Here is a 21,630-nt window from a genome sequence, read left to right on the forward strand (position 1 = left end):
ATCCCGGGTCACCTCACCAAGCAGGTCACCCAGGGACGTGTTATCCGCCTTCGCATGCGCCGCTGACGCAGGAGTCTCCGGCATCTGGCTGCTCACAGGTGACGACCTTCCGTATCCCGTGCCGTGCTGCTGCGGAACGGATCATCTTCTTCGCGCAGTGGGGTGTCCGCAGCGGTGCCGGTTGGCAACGACTGGGTGGACATCGGGCTGCCCGAGACGGAGGGCTCTTCAAACAAGCCGCGGTCATCGCCTGCCGCAAACACGGTCTCCTGGCGGATGCCAGTCTGCGGAACGGTCCGGGGAGCGGTCATCGGCGCGGACCTGGGGGCAGTTGCGGACGCCTGGCCGGAGGCTTCCGGTGCCCCGGCGGCCAAACTGCGGGTGAGCCGTCCGGCCAGGACGCCCGCGCCGGCAGCCAGCAGAAGGAACGTGCCTGGACGCTGCCGGGCGAAGCTCTTTACCTCTGTGAGCAGCGAACCGGGATCCCGGCTGTCGAGCCAGGATGCCACGGACTGCGAACGGTCGGCGGCCTCCCTGATGAGGTCCGACGCTACGCCGGGCTGGTTGGAGGCGTCCGCCATGGTGCGCAGCTCCGAGGAGACGGAGCGGATTCCCTCTGCAACCTTCTGCTGCTGGGTTCCTGCCTGGCTGGTGAGGTCCGACTTGGCCTGGTGCAGGAGGTCCCGGGCATTGGTCCGTACCTCGGCGGCCACGTTGGAAGCCTCTGCCTTGGCCGTCTGTGCCACATCCTTGGCCGCACCCGTGGCCTGACTGGCTACCTGTGAAGCCTCGCCCTTGACGGCCTCGGTCCTGGAGGCGGATCCGCCACCCTGTCCAGCCGTGGGCGCTGGGTTGCCGTACTGGTCCAGGGTCGCTGGGGACGCAGTTTGGGGCCATTGGTTTTCAGTCATGGTCGCTCTCTTTCGTGAAGGGTTTCGCTGGCAAGAGCCGCCAGCACTGCTGGCTTCGCAATAGTAAGCATGATTACTAACTAGATACTAAGCACACTTGCTATTGAAAATGCAAGGTCCGGCACTAAGGGGAGTGTTCGCCGTCGAGCGTTAGAAGCCGCTCCTCAAGATAAAAGCCAGGCATCCTTGCCAAACAGATACTAAGCATGCTTATGGTAGGCCCCACACCGGATAGTCCCAAGGAAGGGGCAGCTTGCGATGATCGCCGACTCAGACCGAAAAATCCGGAACGGCTGCCGCCTTCTGTCCTTGTCGGCGAGGTTGGCGCAGCGCCGCCAGGATGACGTTCTCGTCGCGCTGGGGCTGACCCGCGCCGCGGTCATCACACTAGAAGGCCTTGCCGCCGGCGCCCGGAACCGGGAACAGCTGGCCACCGCCGTCCACGCCAGAAGCCGGACCATCGGCAGGATTCTGGCCAGGTTGCAAATCGCGGGGCTGGTGAGCAGGAGCCAGCCTTCGCGCGACCCGCGTCACTTTGTCATCGGGCTCACCGGCGCCGGCCGTGTGGCGCTTGAGGCGGCCACGGCCAACCGCGGCCGCGGGAGCCCCGCAGCCGGCGCGCCGGACCTTGCCGCACCGCCGTCGTACGCTCAGCCGGGCTCCATCGAAAACCGCAGCCGGGCCCGACTCCCTTCATTGAAACCAGCAGTCCACCCGAGGTACCAGATCAAAAAGTGAGGAAGATCCATGTACTTGCATACCCAGCAACTGATCAACGAAATCGCCGCCGACGAGCCGGACCCCGCAGCGGCGAACGCTTTGCAGGAAGGGCTGGGCGGGCAGTTCGGCGAGATGCGCACCATGATGCAGTACCTGTTCCAAAGCATGAACTTCCGAGGCGACCCCGCGTCCAAGCCTTACAAAGACCTGCTCCAGGGGGTGGGGACCGAGGAAATCAGCCACGTTGAGCTCATCGGCACCACCATCTCCCAGCTCCTGGACGGCTCCCCGCGGTACCAGGGCAAGAAGACCGATCCCGTGGACCAGCCCGGCGCCAAAGGTGCCACGCCGCTTAAAATCGCCCTGGACACCAGTAATATCCACCACTACCTGGTAGGCGCCCAGGGTGCGTTGCCCGTGGACGCGGCCGGCAACCCCTGGAGCGGATCCTATGTCTATAACAGCGGAAACCTGGTCCTGGACCTGCTGTACAACCTGATGCTGGAATCCACCGGCCGGCTGCAGAAATGCCGGATCTACGAGATGACAGAGAACAAAACAGCGCGGTCCACCATCGCCTACCTGATCGTCCGGGACCAGGCGCACGAGAACGCTTTCGCCAAGGCTCTGGAAAGCCTCGGCGTGAACTGGGGCAAGGTGCTGCCCATCCCCAAGACCAACGCGGAGCAATTCCCCGAGGTCAAAAAGCTGCTGGACGTGGGGCTGCAGAGCATCCAGTACACGTTCAGCGCGGACAACCTCAGTGAAGCCGGCAAGCTCTACCGCGGGGCATCGCCCTCCAACGACGGCACCGAGCTCAGCACCGACGTGATGCCCGAGGGCTTCCCCATGACCATCTCGCCGGAGCGCCGCGAGGAATTCGCGCCGGGCCTCGACCCCGACCTGCTCGCCCTCATCCAGGCCACCGCTGAAGTGGAACTCCAGGACGCGGACAACCCCAAGGACACCACCTCCAGCGGCGCTGCCAGGAGCTCAAGCAGCTCCGCAAGTGCAAAGACCGCAACAACTGCAAAGACTGCGAAGACTGCGGGAACCACCAAAAAGCCGTAGTCGGCGGCTGGGGACCGCATAAAACTGAAACGGACGACGCCGGGAATCCCCCGGCGTCGTCCGTTTTGTGCTGCCCGAAACAGGCCCGGTGGCACCGCCTGGGGTGCCTCTCACCTGGACATAAAAGCCGAAAAGTCTTGCATTGTGAGTTTCATCCCATAATATGGGTTTAGAGATGTGGCCTCCCTCACGGTGCACATCTGTTCCCAAGCCTTCAATGTGGAAGGCCCAACGATCGGATTCCCCAACATGCAAGACATAGCTGTCCTGATCAACACGGCTGTTGCGGTCCTCGCCGCCGTGGTCCTGATTGTCCGTTTCAGAGTTAATCCCGTCATCGCCCTGGTCATAGGTTCGGTGTACTTGGGCCTCGCCGCCGGCTTCGGCGTCGAAAAAACAGTCAAAACCATCACCTCCGGTTTCGGCGAGATCATGGTGGACGTGGGCCTGCTCATCGCCTTCGGCGTCCTGATGGGCTCCATCCTCAACCAGAGCGGCGCCATCCGCCGCCTAGTGGAACACCTGCTGGACACGTTCGGCCCCAAGCGCCTGCCCTACACCATGGGCCTGGCCATCGGAACGGTCCTGCAGTCCATCTTCCTGGACGTGCTGCTCGTGATTTCCGCCCCCTTGGCCCGCAAGCTGGCTCCGAAAATCGGCAAGCTCGGGACCGCCCGGATGGCAACCGCCATGGCCATCGCCCTCGAATGCGGCATCGTCTTCACGGTCCCCGGCGTCGCGTCCCTCGCCCTCGCCGGCCTGCTGAACGTGCCGCTCGGCAAAATGCTGCTGTTCGGGCTCCTCCTGGTCATCCCCACCATCGTCATCTCCATCGCCATCATGACGTTCCTGTTCCGCCGCGGCTTCTGGAACGAAGCTAGGGACGAGGACCACACCTTCGTGGAGGAAGAGGACCGCGAGGGGGAGGAAGAGTACGACGGCGGGACGCGCCAGCCTGCAGCCGGCCAGTCAGCAGCCGGCCAGCCAGGGGCCGGCGTTTCCGGCGGCAGCGGGCAGGGCACGGCGCCAGGCGCCCAGCCCGGCGGTGGAACAGTCACCGTGGCTGAACGCGAACGGAAGCAGGCACCCTTGATCCTGTTGTTCGCCCCGCTCCTGACCTCGCTGCTCCTCATCGGCGCCGGCGCGATCATGGAGATCCTGGACATCGAAATGCCCTGGCTGCAGCTTCTCGGCGAGCCCGTCATCGCGCTGCTCATCGGACTGATCGGCACCTGCCTCGTCACCCGCGCCGCCATCGGCCAGGAAAAAGTCGAACAGGCCATCACCGTGGGCTTCAAGGAAAGCGGCCAGATCCTGATCCTCACCGGTGTGGGCGGGTCCCTCGCGGCAACCGTCGCCGCGGCCGGCCTCGGCGACATCCTGGGCGGATTCTTCTCGGCGAGCACCGTTGCCCCGCTGCTGGTGGTCTGGGCTATCGCGGCTGTGCTGCACATCGCCGTCGGCTCCGTCACGCTGTCAGCCATCACCGCGGCCGGACTGCTGGCACCGATTGCGCCGGCCATCGGGCTGGACCCGGTTCTCCTGGCTCTTGCCGCCGGCGCCGGATCGCTCTTCATGGTTCATGTCACCAGCAACACCTTCTGGCTCCTGCAGTCCCTTTTGGGGCAGAGTGTGAGGGGCGCCCTGAAGTCGGTGACGGTGGGGGTCTCGGTGGCCTCCGTCGTCGCGATCCTGCTGATCCTGCCTATGAGCCTGCTGTTCTGACCGGACCCAGTCCGTCCAGGCACACGCCAACGAAAGAAGAATGACATGACACAGACACGCATCGCGCCCCTGGAGGGAGTCCGCGTCCTGGAGCTCGGAAACTACATTGCGGCGCCCACCGCTGGCAGGCTGCTCGCCGATTTCGGCGCCGAAGTGATCAAGGTTGAACGGCCGGGAACCGGTGATGAGCTGCGTAACTGGCGCCTGCATAAAGGCGATACCTCCATGCTCTACCGGACCATCAACCGCAACAAGAAGTCAGTGGTCCTGGACCTTCGGACCGAGGCCGGCAAGAAGGCCGTGCTGGCACTGGCCGCCAAGTCGGACATCCTGCTGGAAAATTTCCGACCGGGCACGCTGGAGCGGTGGGGCCTCGGCCCGGAGGTGCTCAACGAAGCCAACCCGGACCTCATCATCACCCGGATCTCAGCCTTCGGGCAGACGGGGCCGCTGTCCGAGCGGCCCGGCTTCGCCGCCGTCGCCGAAGCCTACGGCGGGTTCCGGAACCTCGTGGGTGACCCGGACCGCCCGCCGGTCAGGGTGGGAGTCTCCATCGGGGACTCAATCGCAGGCCTCTACGCCGCCTTCGGCGCCATGATGAGCCTCTACCAACGGGAAGCACGACGGCGGGACGTGGCTGGCGCGGTGCCGCTCACCGAGCGGATCATCGACGTTGCGCTGAACGAGGCCATGTTCTCCATGATGGAATCCCTTATTCCGGACTACCAGGCCTACGGCGTGGACCGGCAGCGGGTAGGCGGCCGGATGGAAGGGATCGCCCCGTCCAACGCGTACATCTGCAAGGACGGCGCCAGCATCGTGGTGGCCGGCAACGGGGACTCGATCTACCAGCGCTACATGCAGACCATCGGCCGCCCGGACCTGGCCGAGGATCCGACCCTGCAGACCAACGCCGGCCGCTGGGCGAAGCGCGAAGAGCTGGACCAGGCCATCGGCGCCTGGACGGCGGAACTGGACGCCGCCGACGCCCTGGCAGCACTGGATGACGCCGGTGTTCCGGCCGGTCCCATCTACACCGCGGCGGACATCAGCACTGATACCCAGTACGCGGCCCGGAACATGATCCAGAAATTCGATGTATCCACCGGGGAGGAGCTCCTGCCCGGCGTGGGCTTTCCCGGTATCGTCCCGGTGATTGGAGACCAGTCGCTGCCCATCCGGAACCTCGGACCGGACCTGGGCGAAAACACCGATGAAATCCTCCGCGGGCTCCTCAATATGGACTCCGGCGAGATCACGGCGGCCTCCGGCCGCGAGGAGGCCCTCCAGCCATGAACCCCAACGAAACCAGCCTCGCAACAACGCTCGGGAACACCATCCTTCGGGACGTGACCCTCCGGGACGGGCTGCAGCTCACCGGGAAAATGCTCTCCACCGAGCGGAAAGTCGAAACCGTCCGGGAGCTGATCCGGCTGGGCGTTCCGGCCATCGAGCTCGGCTCGATGGCACGCGCTGACCTGGTGCCCCCCATGGCCAACACCCTGGAGGTGGTCCAGGCCCTCAGCCCGGAGGAACTGGAAAAGTGCTGGATCTGGGTGGCCACCCCCGGCCATGTAGCCAAGGCTTCGGCCGCCGGCGCGAGGAACTTCCAGTACTGCCTGTCGGCATCGGATTCCCACAACAAGGCGAATATCGGCCGGACCACGGATGAAAGCCTGGCCGCCCTGCCCGAGGCGGTGGAATACGCCCGGGCAGTCAACGGCCAGATCCAGCTGTGCATCGCGACATCCTTCACGTGCCCGTTCGAAGGCTATGTGCCCGAGGAGCGCATCCTGTCCATCGCCAACGACCCCCGGGCTGAGGGCACCACGGACATCGTCATCTGCGACACCCTGGGGCAGGCCATCCCGGCCCAGGTCGCCGGGCTGATCACCCGGGTCCGGGCCGAGTCCCCGGCCCGGAGGATCGTCTACCACGGCCATGACACGTGGGGCCTGGGAGTAGCCAACACCCTCGCCGCCATCCAGGCCGGCGCAGCCATGGTGGACGGCGCCCTCGGCGGCCTCGGCGGCTGCCCGTTCGCCCCGGGTGCCAGCGGCAACACCTCCAGCGAAGACATCCTGTTCGCCACCCGCCCGGAGTGGCTGACCACGGACGCCTTCGCGGACCTCGTGGTCCTGTCCGAGGAACTGCTGGCCGAACTGGGGGAACCCAACCGCTCCAAGGCTGCCCAGGGCGCCCGGTCCAAGGCCAAAGCCTTCGACTGGGTCCTTCCCTTTGAGGACGCGCTCCAGTCCGGCACAACGGGAGGCAACTGACGATGGGCAGCCATTTCCTCGTCACCACCGCCATCCCGGAACCGGGGCTTCAACTGCTGTCCGACGCCGGCCAGGTCACCGTGCTGCCCGAGCCGCCTGACTACCGCACGCTGGCGGCGCTGTGCGCTTCGGGGGACTACGACGTGGTCCTCACCCAGCTGCGCGACGTCATCGACGAGCCGCTTCTGGCCGACGCCAGGGTGAAGGGCGTCTCCAACTACGCTGTGGGATACAACAACATCGACGTCGCCGCGGCAACGCGACACGGCATCGTTGTTGGCAACACTCCCGGGGTTTTGACGGACGCGACGGCGGACATCGCCATGCTGCTCATCCTCGGCACCGCCCGCCGCGTAGTGGAAGCAGACCAGCTGGTCCGCGACGGCAAGTTCCAGGGCTGGGAACCGGAGTTCATGCTGGGCCGGGACGTCTCCGGGGCCGTGCTGGGCCTGGCCGGGTTCGGCCGGATCGCCCGCGCCACCGCCCGGCGTGCGCTGGGTTTCGGCATGGAGGTGGTTTTCGCGCCGCGTCCCCCGGGAGAGCGTCCCGTCAGCGAAGAGGAACTCGGCGAGTTCGCCGGCAAGGTCCGGCAAGTGCCATGGCCCGAGCTCGTGGAACGCAGCGATTTCCTGTCCCTCCACGTCCCGCTGAACGACCAGACGCGGCACCTCGTGGACGCTGGCGTGCTGGCCCGGATGAAGCCGGACGCCATCCTGATCAACACCGCCCGCGGTCCCGTGGTGGACGAGGCCGCCCTCGTAGATGCCCTGCGCACCGGCGAGATTGCCGCTGCCGGCCTGGACGTCTTCGAGGACGAACCGCGACTTGCGCCCGGACTCGAAGAGCTGCCCAACACGGTGCTGCTGCCGCATGTCGGCAGCGCCACCGTGCGGGTCCGCAGCGAGATGGCCCGGTTAAGCGCGCTCAACGCCATCGCCATCGCCGAAGGACGCACGCCTCCGCACGCGGTCAACCAGATCCCTTCGGCATGACCGTCCTTATTGCCCCGGACAGCTTCAAGGGGACGTACTCGGCGGCCGAAGTCGCGGCGGCCATCGCTGCGGGCGTCAACGACGGCGGGCGTCCGGCGACGCAACTGCCCGTCGCCGACGGCGGGGAAGGAACCTTCGACGCGCTCTGCCGCAGCCTGCGCGCGTCACCCGTGACTGTCGACGTCGTCAATTCCTGGGGTGAGCCGCTGCAGGCGGTTCTGCCACCACCGACGGCGGGGCCGGGGCAGTCCAGGCCATCACCGAAAACGGCGGACTCGGCGGTGCGCGGATCACCGTCCTGTCCGACGTGACCACCAGCTTCCTGGATGCCCCGCGTGTATTCGGGCCGCAGAAGGGCGCCGATCCTGCCACGGTAAGACTGCTGGAAGAACGCCTGGCGCACCTGGCCGCCTCCTATCCGCGCAACCCGTCGGGCGTGCCGCGCACTGGTGCGGCGGGTGGCCTCTCCGGTGGGTTGTGGGCGCACTTTGGGGCTGACCTGGTGTCCGGGGCCGACGCCGTTCTCGATGCAGCCGGGTTTGACGCCCTGCTGGGGTCTGCCGACGCCGTCGTGGTGGGCGAGGGGCGCCTGGATTCGCAAACCGGCGAAGGGAAGATCATCTCCGCCATCCTCGAACGGGTGCGGAACTCCGGACGGCAGATTCCCGTCATTGCCGTAGTGGGTTCCGTAGCGGAGGACCTGGGGGACTATGCGGAGAACTTCGCGAACATCCTCATCGCCACCGACGCAGTTGCGATGCGGGCTGCCGGCAAGACCATCGCCGCGCTGTAGCTTTCCTTGGTTTCCCGGTGGGTCCTAGGACTCGCCGGGAAACCGCCCACCGATCAGCCTGGTCATGTGTTCTGCCGTGGTGAGCAGGGGCTCCACCCAGGCTTCGCAGGTCTCCAGCGGCATCCGGAGGGTAGGTCCGCTGATGGTCACCGCACCCACCAGGCCGGCTGCCGAATCGAAAACAGGGGCGGACAGGCCGGACGCCCCGTCTTCGCGCTCGCCGACCGTGATGGCAAACCCGTCCCGCCGGGTCTGTTTGACGGCCACGGCCAGGTCCTCGGAGGTGGTGATGGTGGATTCCGTGATCGGAGTCAGGGGATCGCGCAGGACGGCATCCATCAGCTCCGGATCCCACGCCAGCAGGACCCGGCCGGCGGAACCTGCATACAGCGGGGCAACCTTGCCGAGGTGCATCTCCCGGCGAAGGGCGTGGCGCGTTTCGGCCAGGGCCACGCACACGCGGTAATGCTGCTCCGACTTGAAGAAACACGCAGTCTCGCCAGTGGTGTCGCGCAGCTTCTTAAGTAACGGACCCAGGATGTCCACCACTTCCATGCCGCGGGTTGCCGGGGCCGCCCAGTAGGCCATCCGCATACCGATGCGGTAGGCATCCTCCTCACGGTCCAGGAACCCCTGCGAGGTCAGGTTGGTGACCAGCCGCTGCACCGTGGACGTGGGCATACCGGTGTGCTCGCGGATATCACTCAGCGACAGGACCGGTTTGGCGAGGGAAAAAGCATCCAGGATGGAGGTGATTTTTCCCAGGACAAGCAATGGGTTGCTGCCGGACTTCGCTGATGGATCGGACGGTGACATGGAACTCACGCTAGACGCTGCCCGCAGCGGAATCCAGCTGGAGGTGCACATCGCCGATCGACGGATCGGCAGGCGTACCATCGGAATACCCGTCCCCCTTGGAGAGTGGAGTAACCCATGCAGCTTGGTGCCTTTTCGATCAGCCTCACGGTCAAGGACATCGCAGCCTCTGCCGCGTTCTACGAGAAACTGGGCTTCACCAGTTTCGGCGGTGACATCACCCAGAATTGGCTGATCCTGAAGAACGGTGAAACAGTGATCGGGCTCTTCCAAGGGATGTTCGAGAAGAACATGCTCACGTTCAACCCGGGCTGGAACCAGAACGCCGAGGCGGTGGACTCCTTCACCGATGTGCGCGAACTCCAGCGGGAGCTGAAAGGCAAAGGCGTCGAGTTCGTTGCCGAGGCCGACGAATCAACCACCGGGCCGGCGAGCTTCATGGTGGTGGACCCGGACGGCAACCCGGTGCTCGTCGACCAGCACGTCTGACCTGCGGGACAGACATACTGGCCGACCGTAGCCACAGTGGTGAAGCACCTAGCCCGTGCCGCCCAGCCCGGCTTCCTCCATCAGTTCGGTCAGCCAGGGCCGGTGTTCACGGTGGAAGGTAATTTCGTCGGGCAGACCCTGCACGGAAGGTTCGGACCCGGCGATATCGATGGTGATCCGGCTTCCCGCCATGGGCGCGTTTGTAAGGTGCAGGCTGCCGTACGACTCCGGGAGTGCCGGATCCATCCAGAATCCGCCCCGGGAAACGTGGGCGTCGTACCGCATCAGGCTGGTAATCAACATGATCGGTGTGGTCGCTGCCCACGCCTGGGGGGAGCACGCCGTAGGATACGGCACGGGCTCGGGTACTTGCTCGCGGCTGAAGCCACAGAACAACTCCGGGAGTCGGCCATCACTGTAATCGGCCGCCTCGAAAAGTGCCGTGGCGATCCGCTGTGCCTCGTTCACGAAGCCGTACCGCATCAGGCCGGCCGCGATGATGGCGTTATCGTGCGGCCAGACCGAGCCGTTGTGGTAACTGGCCGGGTTGTAGGCGCCCATATCGCTGGCGAGGGTTCGTATGCCCCAGCCGCTGAACATCTCGGGGGACATAAGCCGTTCTGCAACCTGCTGTATTTTGTCCTCATCGACGATGCCGTGCCACAGGCATTGCCCCATGTTGGACGCGCACGCGTCCACCTGCCGTTTCTTGCCATCCAAGGCGATGGCGTAGTAGCCGCGGTCAGGCATCCAGAACGCTTCGTTGAACCGCTTCTTCAATTGAGCCGCTTCGGTGGCCAGTTCGGCGGCCAAAGGTGCGTCGCCGGCGTCATACGCTATCCACGCACGGGAAAGGAAGGCGGAGTAGACCAATGCCTGGACTTCGCAGAGCGCGATCGGGGGTTCCGCCACACGGCCGTCCGCGAAGTTGACGCCGTCCCAGGAGTCTTTCCAGCCCTGGTTGATGAGGCCCTGATCGTTGAGACGCTGGTATTCGACGAACCCGTCGCCGTCTTTGTCCCCATAGTTCCGAATCCAATCCAGTGCGCGGTCGGCGTGGGGCAGCAGTGCAGTGATGGTGTCCTTGGCAAAACCCCAGCGGCTGACCGACCCGAGAGCCATGACGAACTGCGGAGTCGCATCGACGCTGCCGTAGTAAACGGATTTTCCGCCAAGGGACAGGCCGCTGGAGACGCCGAGCCTGACCTCGTGCAGGATCTTCCCCGGTTCCTCCTCGCTCATGGGATCCACTACGCGGCCTTGGCGGTCCGCCAGGGTCTGCAGGGTGCCCAATGCCAGGGACGGGTCCACCGGTAACGCCATTTCGGAGGCCCAGAGCGAGTCCCGGCCAAAGAGCGTCATGAACCACGGCGCGCCGGCGGCCACGACGATCCGCTCTGGGTGGGCGGGATCTTCAATGCGGAGCGCGCCCAGGTCGTCATAGCTGCGCCGGAGGGTCCGTTCGATCGAGCGGTTGCTGATATGCAGCCTGGGAATCTTCGCCACCCATGCCTGGCGGCGACGATCGCTGGGGGAGGTTTCGCCCCGAGCCGGACGAACCAACGAAGCCGCCGGAGCCGCCCCGTCGACTGTGGGCACCACAGCCAGGGTGGTGCTCCAGTATCCCCGCGGCGGAACAACCACCCGGTAGGTAAGGGCCTCAGTGGTGGCCTCGGCGCCCCTGGCGTTGACGATGACACCCTTCCGGACGTCCTGCCAGGTGGCACTGATGGTCAGTGAGTCGCCGTCGGCATGGCGGGCTTCATCCCAGCGCCGCTGGATGCGAGCCTCCTTTACCTCGAAGAGATCCGCGAAGTCCGATTCAACGGTGAGGGCGACCAGGCATTGGGCTTCATCGGAGGAGTAGTTCCGGATGGTGACCTCCTCCAGGATCCCGGCACCGACTTCGCGCAGGCGCTCCACGATCAGGGGGCTGTCCGCGTACCCATCGGAGCGGGGGACACGGCCAATGAACAGGGCCCTGTAGGGTTCCTGCGTCGATGCTGTCAGCGGCTCGAGGGACTGCCCATTGATGGCCAGGTTCCAGCGCGAGAGGATGCGGGTGTCCTCATGGAAAACCCCGTGCGGATGTTCCGGATGGATGTCCCCATTTGCCAGGGAGATGCAGAAGGATGATCCTTCCACCAACGTAACGGTGCCGGACCCCAACGGCCCGGCGGCCGTGTCTGCATTCCAGCCAGCCATTCCCGCCTCCTTGCAGCGGCTCAAGACCGGCGGCGTCAGGCCATTCTGGGTCCAATCGGCAACCGCAGTCTTGCTCCCTTGGATAGACGCTACGCCTGTACTCACCGCGATGATAGGCGTGGAGCAACCTGGGAGGAACCGGCTGGTGCCCGGCTTACCGTTCGGCCTACACAGCTTGGCTGACCGGCGCTGGCTGCAGTCCCCATGTCATCTTCCGGACGGTTTCCCGCTGGAGTCCGCTTAGCGCTGCGAGCTCGTAGTCATCCAAGACCCCGAGACGGCGGGCTGTGGCCAAGAGCTTCAGGCGCCTCCTTAGGAGGACGGCCTTCGACTCCTCCAGTTCGGCCATCTCTGACTTCAGCTCCCCGATGATGGCCAGATGATGCTCCGCCGGAACGCCCGATGGGAACAGCCCGTCAGATGACAGGCCAATGGTGCGCACAGCCCAGCGCGACAGGCCCGCGGCGCCGGCCAAGCTGGTTATTTTCATCCCGTCGCACAGCGCTTGGGCGATCTGCTGGTTCAGACGGACCGCCAGGGAGCGGATGCTGCTCGCGTTGAACGTAATCCGTTGCCGCTCCTCCCGGAGGAGCACCCGGATCTTTTCCGCCTGGACAGCAGCTGTGTCGGGCTTCCGCTTGCCCCGGTATCGGTAGCCACCGCCGTCGGCATGGTGGGTTAGGGCCAAGAGCACTCCTCGGTTGGGATGGCGCTGAGCGGGCCAGCTTACCTAGAAGGCTAGACAGGTCCGCCCTGCCACGGAAATACCAATAGTGCGTGGACCCATAACCGGAACGTGTGGCCTCCAGCCATAAGGGACGCTTATCCGTCCACGCACTTTAGGTCTTATCCAGACCCGCCGGATTTCCCTAGTGTCAAAGGAAGTGAGTACCGCTGTCTCCTGAGCCCCTAGGAAGAGACCATGTCTAAATTTGTACCTGCAACGCGGGTATCCCGCATCAAGTCCTCTGCCAGCGTTGCCGCCGCTGCCCGCGTGCGTGAGCTCAAGGCAGAAGGGCGCCGGATCCTGGACCTGACGGTCGGCGAGCCAGACTTCGACACGCCCGATCACATCAAAGCCGCAGCCGTTGAAGCCATCAGCAAGGGGGAGACCAAGTACACCTCCGTCACCGGGACCCCTGAGCTGCAGAAAGCCATCCTGCAGACCATCGAGCTGCGCACTGGCCTCCACTACACTCCAGCCGAACTCACCATCGGCGGAGGCGCCAAGCAGGTCATCTTCACCGCCTTCATGGCCTCCCTCGACGCCGGTGACGAAGTGATTGTGCCCGCCCCTTTCTGGGTCTCCTACCCGGACATGGTGCTCGCGAATGATGGCACACCGGTCGTTGTGCCCTGCGGCGAGGACGTCGGATTCAAGCTCACACCGGATGCCCTTGCCGGAGCCCTCACTGACCGGACCAAATGGGTCATCCTGAACACGCCGTCCAACCCCACCGGCGCGGTCTACTCCCCGGTGGAACTCCGTGCGCTCGCGGACGTCCTCGCCGGCTACCCCCACGTCTATGTCCTGACGGACGAAATCTACGACCAGATCTACTTCGGTGGCGGCAGGTTGCCCAGCCTGGTGGAGGTAGCCCCCGGGCTGAAGGACCGCGTCCTCGTCGTCAACGGTGTGTCCAAGGCCTACGCCATGACCGGCTGGAGGTTGGGTTACGCGGCAGGTCCGGCCCCCCTGATTGCCGCGATCAACAAGCTCCAGTCCCAGATCTCCTCCTGCCCGTCCTCCGTCAGCCAGGCTGCCAGCGCCGCAGCCCTCACCGGCGATCAGGGCTTCGTCCGGGACAGCGTCGAAATTTATCGCAGTCGACGCGATGCGGCAGTAGCCGGGCTCAACGCCGTCGACGGCCTGTCTTGTGCGACGCCGGAAGGAGCCTTCTACGCTTATGTCAACTGTGCGGGGGCCATCGGCAAAACGACGCCGGAGGGCGCCACCATCCACGACGACCAGGACTTTGTCCTTTACCTGCTGGACCACGCATCGGTGGCAGCGATCCCGGGATCGGCCTACGGACTTGGCCCCTACTTCCGCATCTCCTACGCCACAAGCCTCGACATCATCGAAGAATCGATCGCCGCCATCGACAAGGCCGTCCAGGCCCTCAGCTGATCAATACTCAAACCGAAGGACAACGACATGATCCACGTCAAGACAAAAGTTGACAGGCCGACGGCGGACGCCGTCCAAAGGCTTGCCAAATTCTCCTCAGCGACCATTCACGAAGCCCAGGGCAGGAAGGGTGCGCTCAGCTCCAGAATCAAGCCCATCGACCGCAGTATGTCCTTCTGCGGACCCGCGCTGACTGTCCGCTGCGCCCCGCGTGACAACCTGATGCTGCAGGTAGCCATCCACTATGCCGAGCCGGGCGATGTGGTCCTGGTCTCGGCCGGCGAATTCGAAGAGGCCGGCACTTTTGGCGACGTCCTGGGTAACGCCATGAAGGCCAAAGGGCTGGCCGGACTGGTCACTGACTCAGGCGTCCGCGACACCCAGGACCTGATTGAACTGGGCTTGCCTGTATTCTCCGGCAGCGTCTCCATTAAGGGCACGGTGAAGGAAACCATCGGCCCCATCAACCACCCGGTGGTCTTCGGCGACGAGATCATCTACCCCGGCGACATCCTTCGGGGGGACGCCGACGGCGTGGTTGTGGTCCGCAAGGACGAAGTGGAAGACGTTATCCGCCTCTCCCAGGAACGCGACGACGCCGAGCGCGACCTTATCCGCCGTTACCACGAAGGCGGCACCACCATAGAGCTGTGCAACCTGGCTGAGGTGCTGAAGGCAAAGGGCCTGCTGGTCGAAGACGCCTAGTAACAGACCAAGTGCCGTCGCGCGGAAGAAATCCCGTGCGGCGGCACTGGTACGCGAAAGCCAATTAAGCGCGAACTGGCAGCTAGTACCCTCAAGTCACACGGATATGAGGGTACTAGCTGCCAGTTCGCGCGGTGGCTTGGGGCAGTGTCCGGGGACCGAGGCAGCCGGAACTCAGCCAGCCAGCGAGCGGGCCATCGCGTATGAGCGCTGCGGCCCTGGCAGGGGATAAGCGGGCGGCCCGGAAATGGTTTTGTCCAGGAGCCAGACCGTGGCACCGGAGGAGCCGGCCGGCATGATGCTGCCTTCAAAGACGAAGACTGCCTGGCCCGGCTGGCCTTCGGGAATCCAGAACCCGTTGGCCGGGCAGTGGGATCCAGTCCTCGCCGCCAAGCGGCTGCCGCTCGAAGGGTCCCGGTGCGCGCTGCTGATCTTTTTCACGACGTGCTCCCAATCAAGTAATTTCAGCTAAGAAACCTATTACCGGCTGATCCGGCCTTCAATTACAGATTAGATTCGCGGGAGTGCAATTACTAAGACCAAATATAACTGCCATGATAAGGAAAACGTTTGGGTGGCGCGCTAGCTCGCGTATCTGGAACTTAGCATTTCCTGGAGCATTTCCTTCAAGACCATAAGGACGGCGGATGCCGCCTCTGACAATGGTTCGTGGTCCGGCGTGCAAAGGGCTATTTTGCATTGCAGTCCGGGCTCTACAATCCGGAGGACCCGGAAGTCCTCCTCATGGAAAAGGGCGTCCGCTGCTGACTTCGGCAAGATGGTTGCGCCCATGTCAGCCTCTAGGAGCCGTGTCAGGGAAGGCACGGACTCGACTTCGCCGACTAGACGGAGACTTAGGCCTTTGTTCCGCAGGCCGGTTTCGATGATCTGGCGGAGAGTGTGGTTCTGCTCCGGAAGGAACAAGCCGAATTCCGAAGCTTGCTCAAGTGTGATTTCGCCCGATTCGCCCGCAACGGCGGCCGAAACGTTCCTGGCGTTCACCACGAGGTGCAGATCCTCCACGATCATCGTGGTGAACTGCACGCCGCGGATAGGCCCAGGTTCGTAAATAAGGGCCATATCCAGCCTGCCGTTCTTTATCGCTTCGCTGAGGACACCGCCGTAGATCTCCGTCAAATGGAGCACAATATCCGGGTAGCGGCGGGCCACCTCCCCGATTATGCGCGGCGTGAGGCTCGAGGCCATGCTGTACGGCGCGATCGCAATGGACACTCGTCCCGCAGGCGCCGCCCCGGAACTGGCCACGTCCTGCCGGGCCTGTTCCACGAGCCGAAGGATGGTCTGCGCATGCCGGTAGAGCGTGTGGCCGGCGGCTGTGGGCTGGACGCCCTGCTTGCTTCGGATCAGGAGCCTCTGCTTCAAGTCCGTTTCAAGCGCTGACACTTGCTGGCTCAGGGCAGGCTGTGCCACATGCAAGGCAGCGGCCGCTTTCGTGATGCTTCCCGAATCAACGATCTTCACAAAGTAGGCGAGTTTTCGAGTGTCCATACCGGCGTTTCCTTCGTCTGCGGCGCCCTGAAGCCCCGACGGGTCATATCCGGATTCTATGGCGGGATACGCAATAGGTCTTTGTGTGATCCACATCTCGGACGCTAAGTTGATCTCCAGAACATAATTTCTGTGACAAACCGATTATATCCCTACGAGCCATAAGCGGCGATGATGCCCCTATAGGGCTTTTGCATAAATGGTTCCAGTTACAGAAAATGCTGCATTCCTTTACATTCCAGAAATATTTCCTCCATATGTTCTAGGAACATCCCAAGAATCCGATGCTCAATGATCCCGGGTTCCCCTCATTAAGGAAGAGACACAATGAGAGTTATCAGTAAAGGCAAGATCGCTTTAGCTGCTGCCGCGACAGCAGCCGCCCTTGTGCTCACAGGTTGCGGGGGCAACGCCGGGTCCAGCAGTGCGGGAAACTCAAGTGCAACGTCGGGCGAGGTAAACCTGATTGCCTACTCCGGGGTCTGGCAGGACCAGTACACGGCCGCCGTGATCGAACCCTTCAAGGCCAAGTACCCGGACATCAAGATCAACTACGCGTCCAAGCGTTCCTCCGCCGAAATGCTCAGCGCCCTCCAGGGGCAGAAGAACAATCCGGCCACGGACGTGGCAATCATGGACAACTCGGTTTCAACAACAGGCAACACCCAGGGACTCTTCGACAAGATTGACGCCGCCGCCGTTCCGAACCTGGCGAACGTGCCGGATCAGTTCAAAAACAAGGATGGGTTCGGGCCGGTAGTCATGCTCGACGCCGTTGGCCTACTGTATGACACGGACACGTTCCCCAAAGCCCCTGAAAGCTGGGAAGTGCTTTGGGATCCGGCATACGCGGGCAAGATCAACGTCAACGCTCCGCCCTCCCTGCTGGGACTTTCCCTGACCGCCATCACGTCGAAGATGGAAGGGGAGGACTACACGCAGAGCATCGACAAGGCTGTGGCACGCCTGAAGGAAATGGCACCAGGCGTCCAGACCTTCGCGCCAAACCCCGACGAATACCAAAACGTGATCACCGGCCAGACGGTGCTGGGACTTGGGCAGAACGCCCGCGGCCAGTTCTACAGCGACCAGAGCAACAAGAAGATGGGCGTGACCTTCCCCAAGGAAGGCACTGTCTACCAGATCAACACCGTGAACGTCGTGAAGGATGCGCCCAACAAGGCGGCTGCCCAGACCTTCGTTGACTACGCACTATCCGCCGAGGCGCAGACCGCGTTCGCTAAGGCCCTGTTTTATGCGCCTTCCGTCACCAACGCCGAACTTCCGGCCGAGGTCAAGGACCGAGTGGTTCCCACTGACGGCTCCCTGAACATCGTTCCCCTTGATGTTGAGTTCCTGTCTTCGGCCCGTGACAAGTGGACTGACACCTGGAAGCGCCAGATCATCACCAAGTAGCTGTCCCCACGGCGCCCCTCCCCACACCCTGCTTCAGGAGAACTGAAATCGTGACTGAAACAAAACTGTCGATCGTGGATCTGACCAAGAGATACGCTGCCGGTCTTGAACCGGCCGTCGACCGCCTGAACATGGAGGTGGAAGAGGGGCACCTGGTGGCGCTCCTCGGCCCGTCAGGCTGCGGTAAGACCACCACGCTGCGGATGGTCGCCGGCCTGATGGATCCGACCGCTGGCTCCATCGTGGTTGATGGCAAGGAAATCACCCACACTCCCGTCAACAAGCGGGGCATGGGGATGGTCTTCCAGTCCTACGCCCTCTTTCCGCATATGAATGTCGAACAGAACGTGGCGTTCGGGCTGCAAATGCGCCAGACCTCCAAAGCCGACCAGAAACGCCGCGTTGCCGGTGCGCTGGACATGGTGCAGCTGGGACACCTGTCCAAGCGGCAGGTCCGGGAACTTTCCGGCGGACAGCAACAGCGCATCGCCCTGGCACGCGCACTGGTCGTGGAGCCCACCCTCCTGCTCCTGGACGAGCCTTTGTCCAACCTGGACGCGAAACTCCGCGAAACGATGCGGACTGAGATCCGCTCCATCCAGCAACGGACCCGGGCGACTACACTGTTCGTTACGCACGACCAGGACGAGGCACTGGACATGGCGGACCGTATCGCCGTCATGAACGGGGGGCTCATTGAGCAGTTCGGTTCCCCCACCGAGGTCTATGAACGTCCGCGGACGCGGTTCGTCGCAAACTTCATTGGCCAAGCCAACTTCCTCAACGCCCGGGTCGTGTCAGAGACAGGTTCTGCCGCCAGGGGTGAAACGCATTACCGGGTTTCCATCGATGACCTCGGGCAGTTCGGTGCAGTGGGCGCACCAGGCCTGGCCGGTTCCACGCATGAACTGGTCATCCGCCCCCACCGGCTCCGCGTGGCCATGCACCCTGCGGGGGTCGAAGCCATTGCGGGCGTTATTGAACGCGTCAGCTACACGGGCGATGCTATCTCCGTGGCCGTCAAGGCCGGCAACCGCATCCTGCAGGCACAAATGCCGACTTCAAGCGGCGACCTGCCACGTCCAGGCGACGCGGCTTACCTTTCGTGGGATGAACAGGACGCATACCTGTTGCCTGCCGCAGTGAAAGCACCAGCAGCGTGACCGTCACAGAGACACAGACCCCGGCCGTCCTCCGAGCCGGTGCTGCTGAAGGTGAGCTGGAAAAGGCTACCAGACGCCGGAACCGGCGCACCTACCTCGCCCTTCTGTTGCCGGGTCTCCTCGGCCTCGTAGTCAGCTTTGTCTTCCCGCTGGCCTACATGGTCAGGATGTCGTTCAACAGGGGCGCTCCCGACGGAATCATCGAAGAGACATTCACGCTGGACACTTACATTCAGCCCTTGACCGATCCTTACTACTGGCGGGTCACCCTGGACACCTTCCAGATGGGTGTCACCGTGGGCGTCCTCTGCGTCCTGGTGTCCTACCCGGTGGCACTCTTCCTCGCCAGGAGCACCAGCAAATACCGCGGGCTGCTCATCGCCGTCGCCATCGCACCCCTGCTGACCTCCGCCGTTGTGCGGACCTATGGATGGATGGTGATCCTGGGTACCAACGGCCTGGTCAACTCCACGCTGGACGGAATGGGCCTGATTGATGCACCCCTCAAGCTCACGAACAATATGACCGGGGTAACCATCGGCCTCGTTGAAATTTTTATGCCCTATGCCATCCTCGCCATGATCTCCGGCTTCGGGCGCCTCAGCCCCCAACTGGAAGAAGCGGCCGGCTCCTTGGGCGCGAGCAAGCTGCAAGTGTTCACCAGGGTCACGCTTCCCTTGAGCCTGCCCGGCATCCTCACGGCGTTCCTGCTGGTCTTTGTGCTGTCGATCAGTACGTTCATCACCCCCCGCCTCCTCGGCGGCGGCAGCGTCCAGGTACTGGCAACGGAAATCTATGACCAGACCACCGGACTGCTCAACTGGCCGTTCGCCGCAGCGCTATCCGTCATCCTGCTGGTCCTGTTCGGACTGATCATCGCGGTCTACCAGCGCCTCACCAAAAAGATCGGAGGCTAGCCATGTCCGAGGCACGCCTATTCAAACCACGGTTCAACCCGGCCAAGCCGGCGTTCGGCATCCTGGTGTTCCTGCTCTACCTTTTCCTCCTGGCGCCGTTGCTGATCGTATTCGTCGTCTCGTTCGCCTCCAACCAGTACCTGTCGTTTCCGCCGGAGGGCCTGACCTTCAAGTGGTATGAGATGCTGCCGGAGGAAAGCACTTTCATGAACGGCATGCGGGTCAGCCTCATCGTGGCAGTCGTTGTCACTGTTATCGTGCTGGCCCTCGGCGTTCCGGTGGCGCTGGCCCTGGACCGGTTTGAGTTCAAGGCCAAGGCAGCGGTGCAGTCATTCTTCCTTTCCCCGCTGCTGATCCCCAGCATTGTCCTGGCCCTCGGCATGGTCCTGCTCTTCGGGCCCCTGGAACTGAACAACACCTACACGGGAATCATCATCGGGCATGTGGCCATCACCATCCCGTTTGTCATCAGGACAACGCTCATGAGCCTTGCCACCACTGACACCTCCTGTGAAGCGGCGGCCAGGATCCTCGGCGCCGGGTCCTGGACGGTTTTCCGGCGGATCACCCTTCCAATCATCCAGCCCGGCGTCATTGCCGGCGGCGTCATAGCCTTCATCGTGTCATTCGACGAAGCAGTCATCTCGCTGTTTGTTGCTGAATCAGGGCTGCCGACACTGCCCGTACAGGTCCTGCGGTATGTGGAGAACTCTGCCGATGCAGCGGTCGCAGCATTGTCCGTCATCCTCATCCTGATCTCGCTCGCCGTAGTGGTTGTAGTGGAGCGCGTCATGGGGCTCCGCAAGGCCCTGCGTTAGCGGAACCGGATAGGCGCCGGTCATAACTGGGGCCTATCCCGTGACACCGATTACGTCTTTGTGTGGGGCAGCGCACGGTGCCACCCTTGAATAGGGCGGGACTGCAGCAGTTGGCCCAAGGTTTTTTCGGCCCCTACGGGGCATTCCAGCTCAGTACACAATGAAGGGAAGGCACACACTATGGGTCGCACAGTTGATCTTGTGGCAGATCTCGGTGAAGGCTTCGGTGCCTACTCCCTGGGTGATGACAGCGCACTTCTTGAAATCGTCTCCAGCGCCAACATCGCTTGCGGATTCCACGCCGGAGACCCCGATATCATGGCCCGCACGGTAGCGGAATGCGTCCGCCGGGGTGTCAGCATCGGGGCACACCCGAGCTTCCCCGATCTCAGGGGCTTTGGACGGCGCACCATGGACCTTACTGCCGATGAGGTCCGCAATGATGTCCTCTATCAGCTCGGGGCCCTATCGGCCTTCGCCGGCTACCACGGCACCCGCGTTTCCCATATCGCCCCCCACGGGCGGTTGGGGAACCTCGTCGCCACACGTCCTGACTACGCCGCGGCCGTCGCCGATGCCGTTCACCGTGTCCGTCCGGACCTGATCGTCCTGGCCCAGGATGGTGAGCTTTCCCAGGCGGCGGCAAGCCGTGGGCTGCCGGTGGGCATTGTCGGCATCGCCGACCGCGCCTACGAAGACGACGGAACCCTGGTGCCCCGCAGCCAGCCTGGGGCCGTCATCCACGACCCGGCAACAATCATCGACCGCACCATCCGGATGGTGTGCGAGGGCGTCATCGAATCTGCATCCGGCCTGAAGCTTCCCGTCGTAACGGACACCATCCTGCTCCACGGGGACAACCCCGGCGCCGTGGACCTGGCCCGCCTCATCCGCAAGGAGCTGACCGCCGCCGGCGTCACCATTGCCCCGCTGGCCCAGGTTCTGGCAGCCAAAGCGGAAGCGGCCTGAG

The 21,630-nt window shown here is 63.7% G+C and carries 21 protein-coding genes and 1 pseudogene; 16 read left to right on the top strand and 6 right to left on the bottom strand.

What is annotated here, in order from left to right; genetic code table 11:
- Positions 1–92 precede the first annotated feature (92 nt).
- Complete coding sequence (locus tag ACFC25_RS21525; protein WP_337349122.1) at positions 93–911, bottom strand: hypothetical protein; 819 nt, start codon at positions 909–911, stop codon at positions 93–95.
- 258 nt (positions 912–1,169) lie between these two features.
- On the opposite strand from ACFC25_RS21525, the gene ACFC25_RS21530 reads away from it, so the two are divergent.
- The 8 genes and pseudogenes from ACFC25_RS21530 (at position 1,170) to ACFC25_RS21565 (ending at position 8,491) form a co-directional block, all read left to right on the top strand.
- Positions 1,170–1,649, top strand: coding sequence for a MarR family transcriptional regulator (locus ACFC25_RS21530; RefSeq protein WP_376048987.1), 480 nt, complete (start codon positions 1,170–1,172; stop codon positions 1,647–1,649).
- Positions 1,650–1,658: 9 nt separating this feature from the next.
- Positions 1,659–2,585, top strand: a pseudogene (locus tag ACFC25_RS21535) (manganese catalase family protein); the annotation flags it as partial.
- A gap of 366 nt (positions 2,586–2,951) precedes the next feature.
- Positions 2,952–4,427 (top strand): GntP family permease, encoded by a 1,476-nt coding sequence (locus ACFC25_RS21540; protein ID WP_376048943.1) that lies wholly within the window; start codon positions 2,952–2,954, stop codon positions 4,425–4,427.
- A 45-nt stretch (positions 4,428–4,472) separates the two neighbouring features.
- Positions 4,473–5,723: a CaiB/BaiF CoA transferase family protein gene (locus ACFC25_RS21545; RefSeq protein WP_376048946.1), complete on the top strand. Its 1,251-nt coding sequence runs from the start codon at positions 4,473–4,475 to the stop codon at positions 5,721–5,723.
- Positions 5,720–6,706 carry a hydroxymethylglutaryl-CoA lyase gene (locus ACFC25_RS21550; RefSeq protein WP_376048949.1) on the top strand — a complete coding sequence of 329 codons (987 nt, stop codon included), beginning with the start codon at positions 5,720–5,722 and terminating at the stop codon, positions 6,704–6,706. The genes ACFC25_RS21545 and ACFC25_RS21550 overlap by 4 nt, the downstream gene beginning before the upstream one ends.
- Positions 6,707–6,708: 2 nt before the next feature.
- On the top strand, positions 6,709–7,698 hold the full coding sequence (locus ACFC25_RS21555; protein ID WP_376048951.1) for a 2-hydroxyacid dehydrogenase: 990 nt from the start codon (positions 6,709–6,711) through the stop codon (positions 7,696–7,698).
- On the top strand, positions 7,695–8,009 hold the full coding sequence (locus tag ACFC25_RS21560) for a glycerate kinase (protein ID WP_376048954.1): 315 nt from the start codon (positions 7,695–7,697) through the stop codon (positions 8,007–8,009). The genes ACFC25_RS21555 and ACFC25_RS21560 overlap by 4 nt, the downstream gene beginning before the upstream one ends.
- Positions 8,006–8,491: a glycerate kinase gene (locus ACFC25_RS21565; RefSeq protein ID WP_376048957.1), complete on the top strand. Its 486-nt coding sequence runs from the start codon at positions 8,006–8,008 to the stop codon at positions 8,489–8,491. The genes ACFC25_RS21560 and ACFC25_RS21565 overlap by 4 nt, the downstream gene beginning before the upstream one ends.
- 24 nt (positions 8,492–8,515) lie before the next feature.
- On the opposite strand, the gene ACFC25_RS21570 is transcribed toward ACFC25_RS21565, so the two are convergent.
- Complete coding sequence (locus ACFC25_RS21570) at positions 8,516–9,307, bottom strand: IclR family transcriptional regulator (protein WP_376048960.1); 792 nt, start codon at positions 9,305–9,307, stop codon at positions 8,516–8,518.
- A gap of 117 nt (positions 9,308–9,424) precedes the next feature.
- On the opposite strand from ACFC25_RS21570, the gene ACFC25_RS21575 reads away from it, so the two are divergent.
- Positions 9,425–9,796 (top strand): VOC family protein, encoded by a 372-nt coding sequence (locus tag ACFC25_RS21575; protein WP_337349116.1) that lies wholly within the window; start codon positions 9,425–9,427, stop codon positions 9,794–9,796.
- Positions 9,797–9,844: 48 nt separating this feature from the next.
- On the opposite strand, the gene ACFC25_RS21580 is transcribed toward ACFC25_RS21575, so the two are convergent.
- Positions 9,845–12,001, bottom strand: a complete 2,157-nt coding sequence (locus ACFC25_RS21580) for a glycogen debranching N-terminal domain-containing protein (RefSeq protein WP_376048964.1) — start codon at positions 11,999–12,001, stop codon at positions 9,845–9,847.
- Between the two features lie 166 nt (positions 12,002–12,167).
- Complete coding sequence (locus ACFC25_RS21585; RefSeq protein WP_337352732.1) at positions 12,168–12,689, bottom strand: hypothetical protein; 522 nt, start codon at positions 12,687–12,689, stop codon at positions 12,168–12,170.
- 234 nt (positions 12,690–12,923) lie between these two features.
- Between ACFC25_RS21585 and ACFC25_RS21590 the strand changes: the two genes are divergently transcribed.
- Complete coding sequence (locus ACFC25_RS21590; protein WP_376048967.1) at positions 12,924–14,132, top strand: aspartate transaminase; 1,209 nt, start codon at positions 12,924–12,926, stop codon at positions 14,130–14,132.
- 27 nt (positions 14,133–14,159) lie between these two features.
- Positions 14,160–14,837: a 4-carboxy-4-hydroxy-2-oxoadipate aldolase/oxaloacetate decarboxylase gene (locus tag ACFC25_RS21595; protein ID WP_337349112.1), complete on the top strand. Its 678-nt coding sequence runs from the start codon at positions 14,160–14,162 to the stop codon at positions 14,835–14,837.
- Between the two features lie 174 nt (positions 14,838–15,011).
- On the opposite strand, the gene ACFC25_RS21600 is transcribed toward ACFC25_RS21595, so the two are convergent.
- Both ACFC25_RS21600 and ACFC25_RS21605 read right to left on the bottom strand, forming a co-directional pair.
- On the bottom strand, positions 15,012–15,278 hold the full coding sequence (locus ACFC25_RS21600) for a hypothetical protein (protein WP_337349111.1): 267 nt from the start codon (positions 15,276–15,278) through the stop codon (positions 15,012–15,014).
- 141 nt (positions 15,279–15,419) lie between these two features.
- On the bottom strand, positions 15,420–16,346 hold the full coding sequence (locus tag ACFC25_RS21605) for a LysR substrate-binding domain-containing protein (protein ID WP_337349110.1): 927 nt from the start codon (positions 16,344–16,346) through the stop codon (positions 15,420–15,422).
- A gap of 327 nt (positions 16,347–16,673) precedes the next feature.
- On the opposite strand from ACFC25_RS21605, the gene ACFC25_RS21610 reads away from it, so the two are divergent.
- The 5 genes from ACFC25_RS21610 to ACFC25_RS21630 all read left to right on the top strand — a co-directional run bounded on the left by ACFC25_RS21610 (position 16,674) and on the right by ACFC25_RS21630 (position 21,629).
- Positions 16,674–17,762, top strand: coding sequence for an ABC transporter substrate-binding protein (locus tag ACFC25_RS21610; RefSeq protein WP_376048972.1), 1,089 nt, complete (start codon positions 16,674–16,676; stop codon positions 17,760–17,762).
- A 50-nt stretch (positions 17,763–17,812) separates the two neighbouring features.
- Positions 17,813–18,925 carry an ABC transporter ATP-binding protein gene (locus ACFC25_RS21615; protein ID WP_376048974.1) on the top strand — a complete coding sequence of 371 codons (1,113 nt, stop codon included), beginning with the start codon at positions 17,813–17,815 and terminating at the stop codon, positions 18,923–18,925.
- A complete protein-coding gene (locus ACFC25_RS21620) occupies positions 18,922–19,842 on the top strand; it encodes an ABC transporter permease (RefSeq protein ID WP_337352727.1) in 921 nt (306 codons plus the stop codon). Before ACFC25_RS21615 ends, ACFC25_RS21620 begins: the two co-directional genes overlap by 4 nt.
- Positions 19,843–19,844: 2 nt before the next feature.
- Positions 19,845–20,660 (top strand): ABC transporter permease, encoded by an 816-nt coding sequence (locus tag ACFC25_RS21625; RefSeq protein ID WP_337349106.1) that lies wholly within the window; start codon positions 19,845–19,847, stop codon positions 20,658–20,660.
- Positions 20,661–20,840: 180 nt separating this feature from the next.
- Positions 20,841–21,629 (top strand): LamB/YcsF family protein, encoded by a 789-nt coding sequence (locus ACFC25_RS21630; protein WP_376048978.1) that lies wholly within the window; start codon positions 20,841–20,843, stop codon positions 21,627–21,629.
- Position 21,630 lies beyond the last annotated feature (1 nt).

The sequence above is a fragment of the Pseudarthrobacter sp. NPDC055928 genome, assembly GCF_042270935.1.
Lineage (GTDB): Bacteria > Actinomycetota > Actinomycetes > Actinomycetales > Micrococcaceae > Arthrobacter.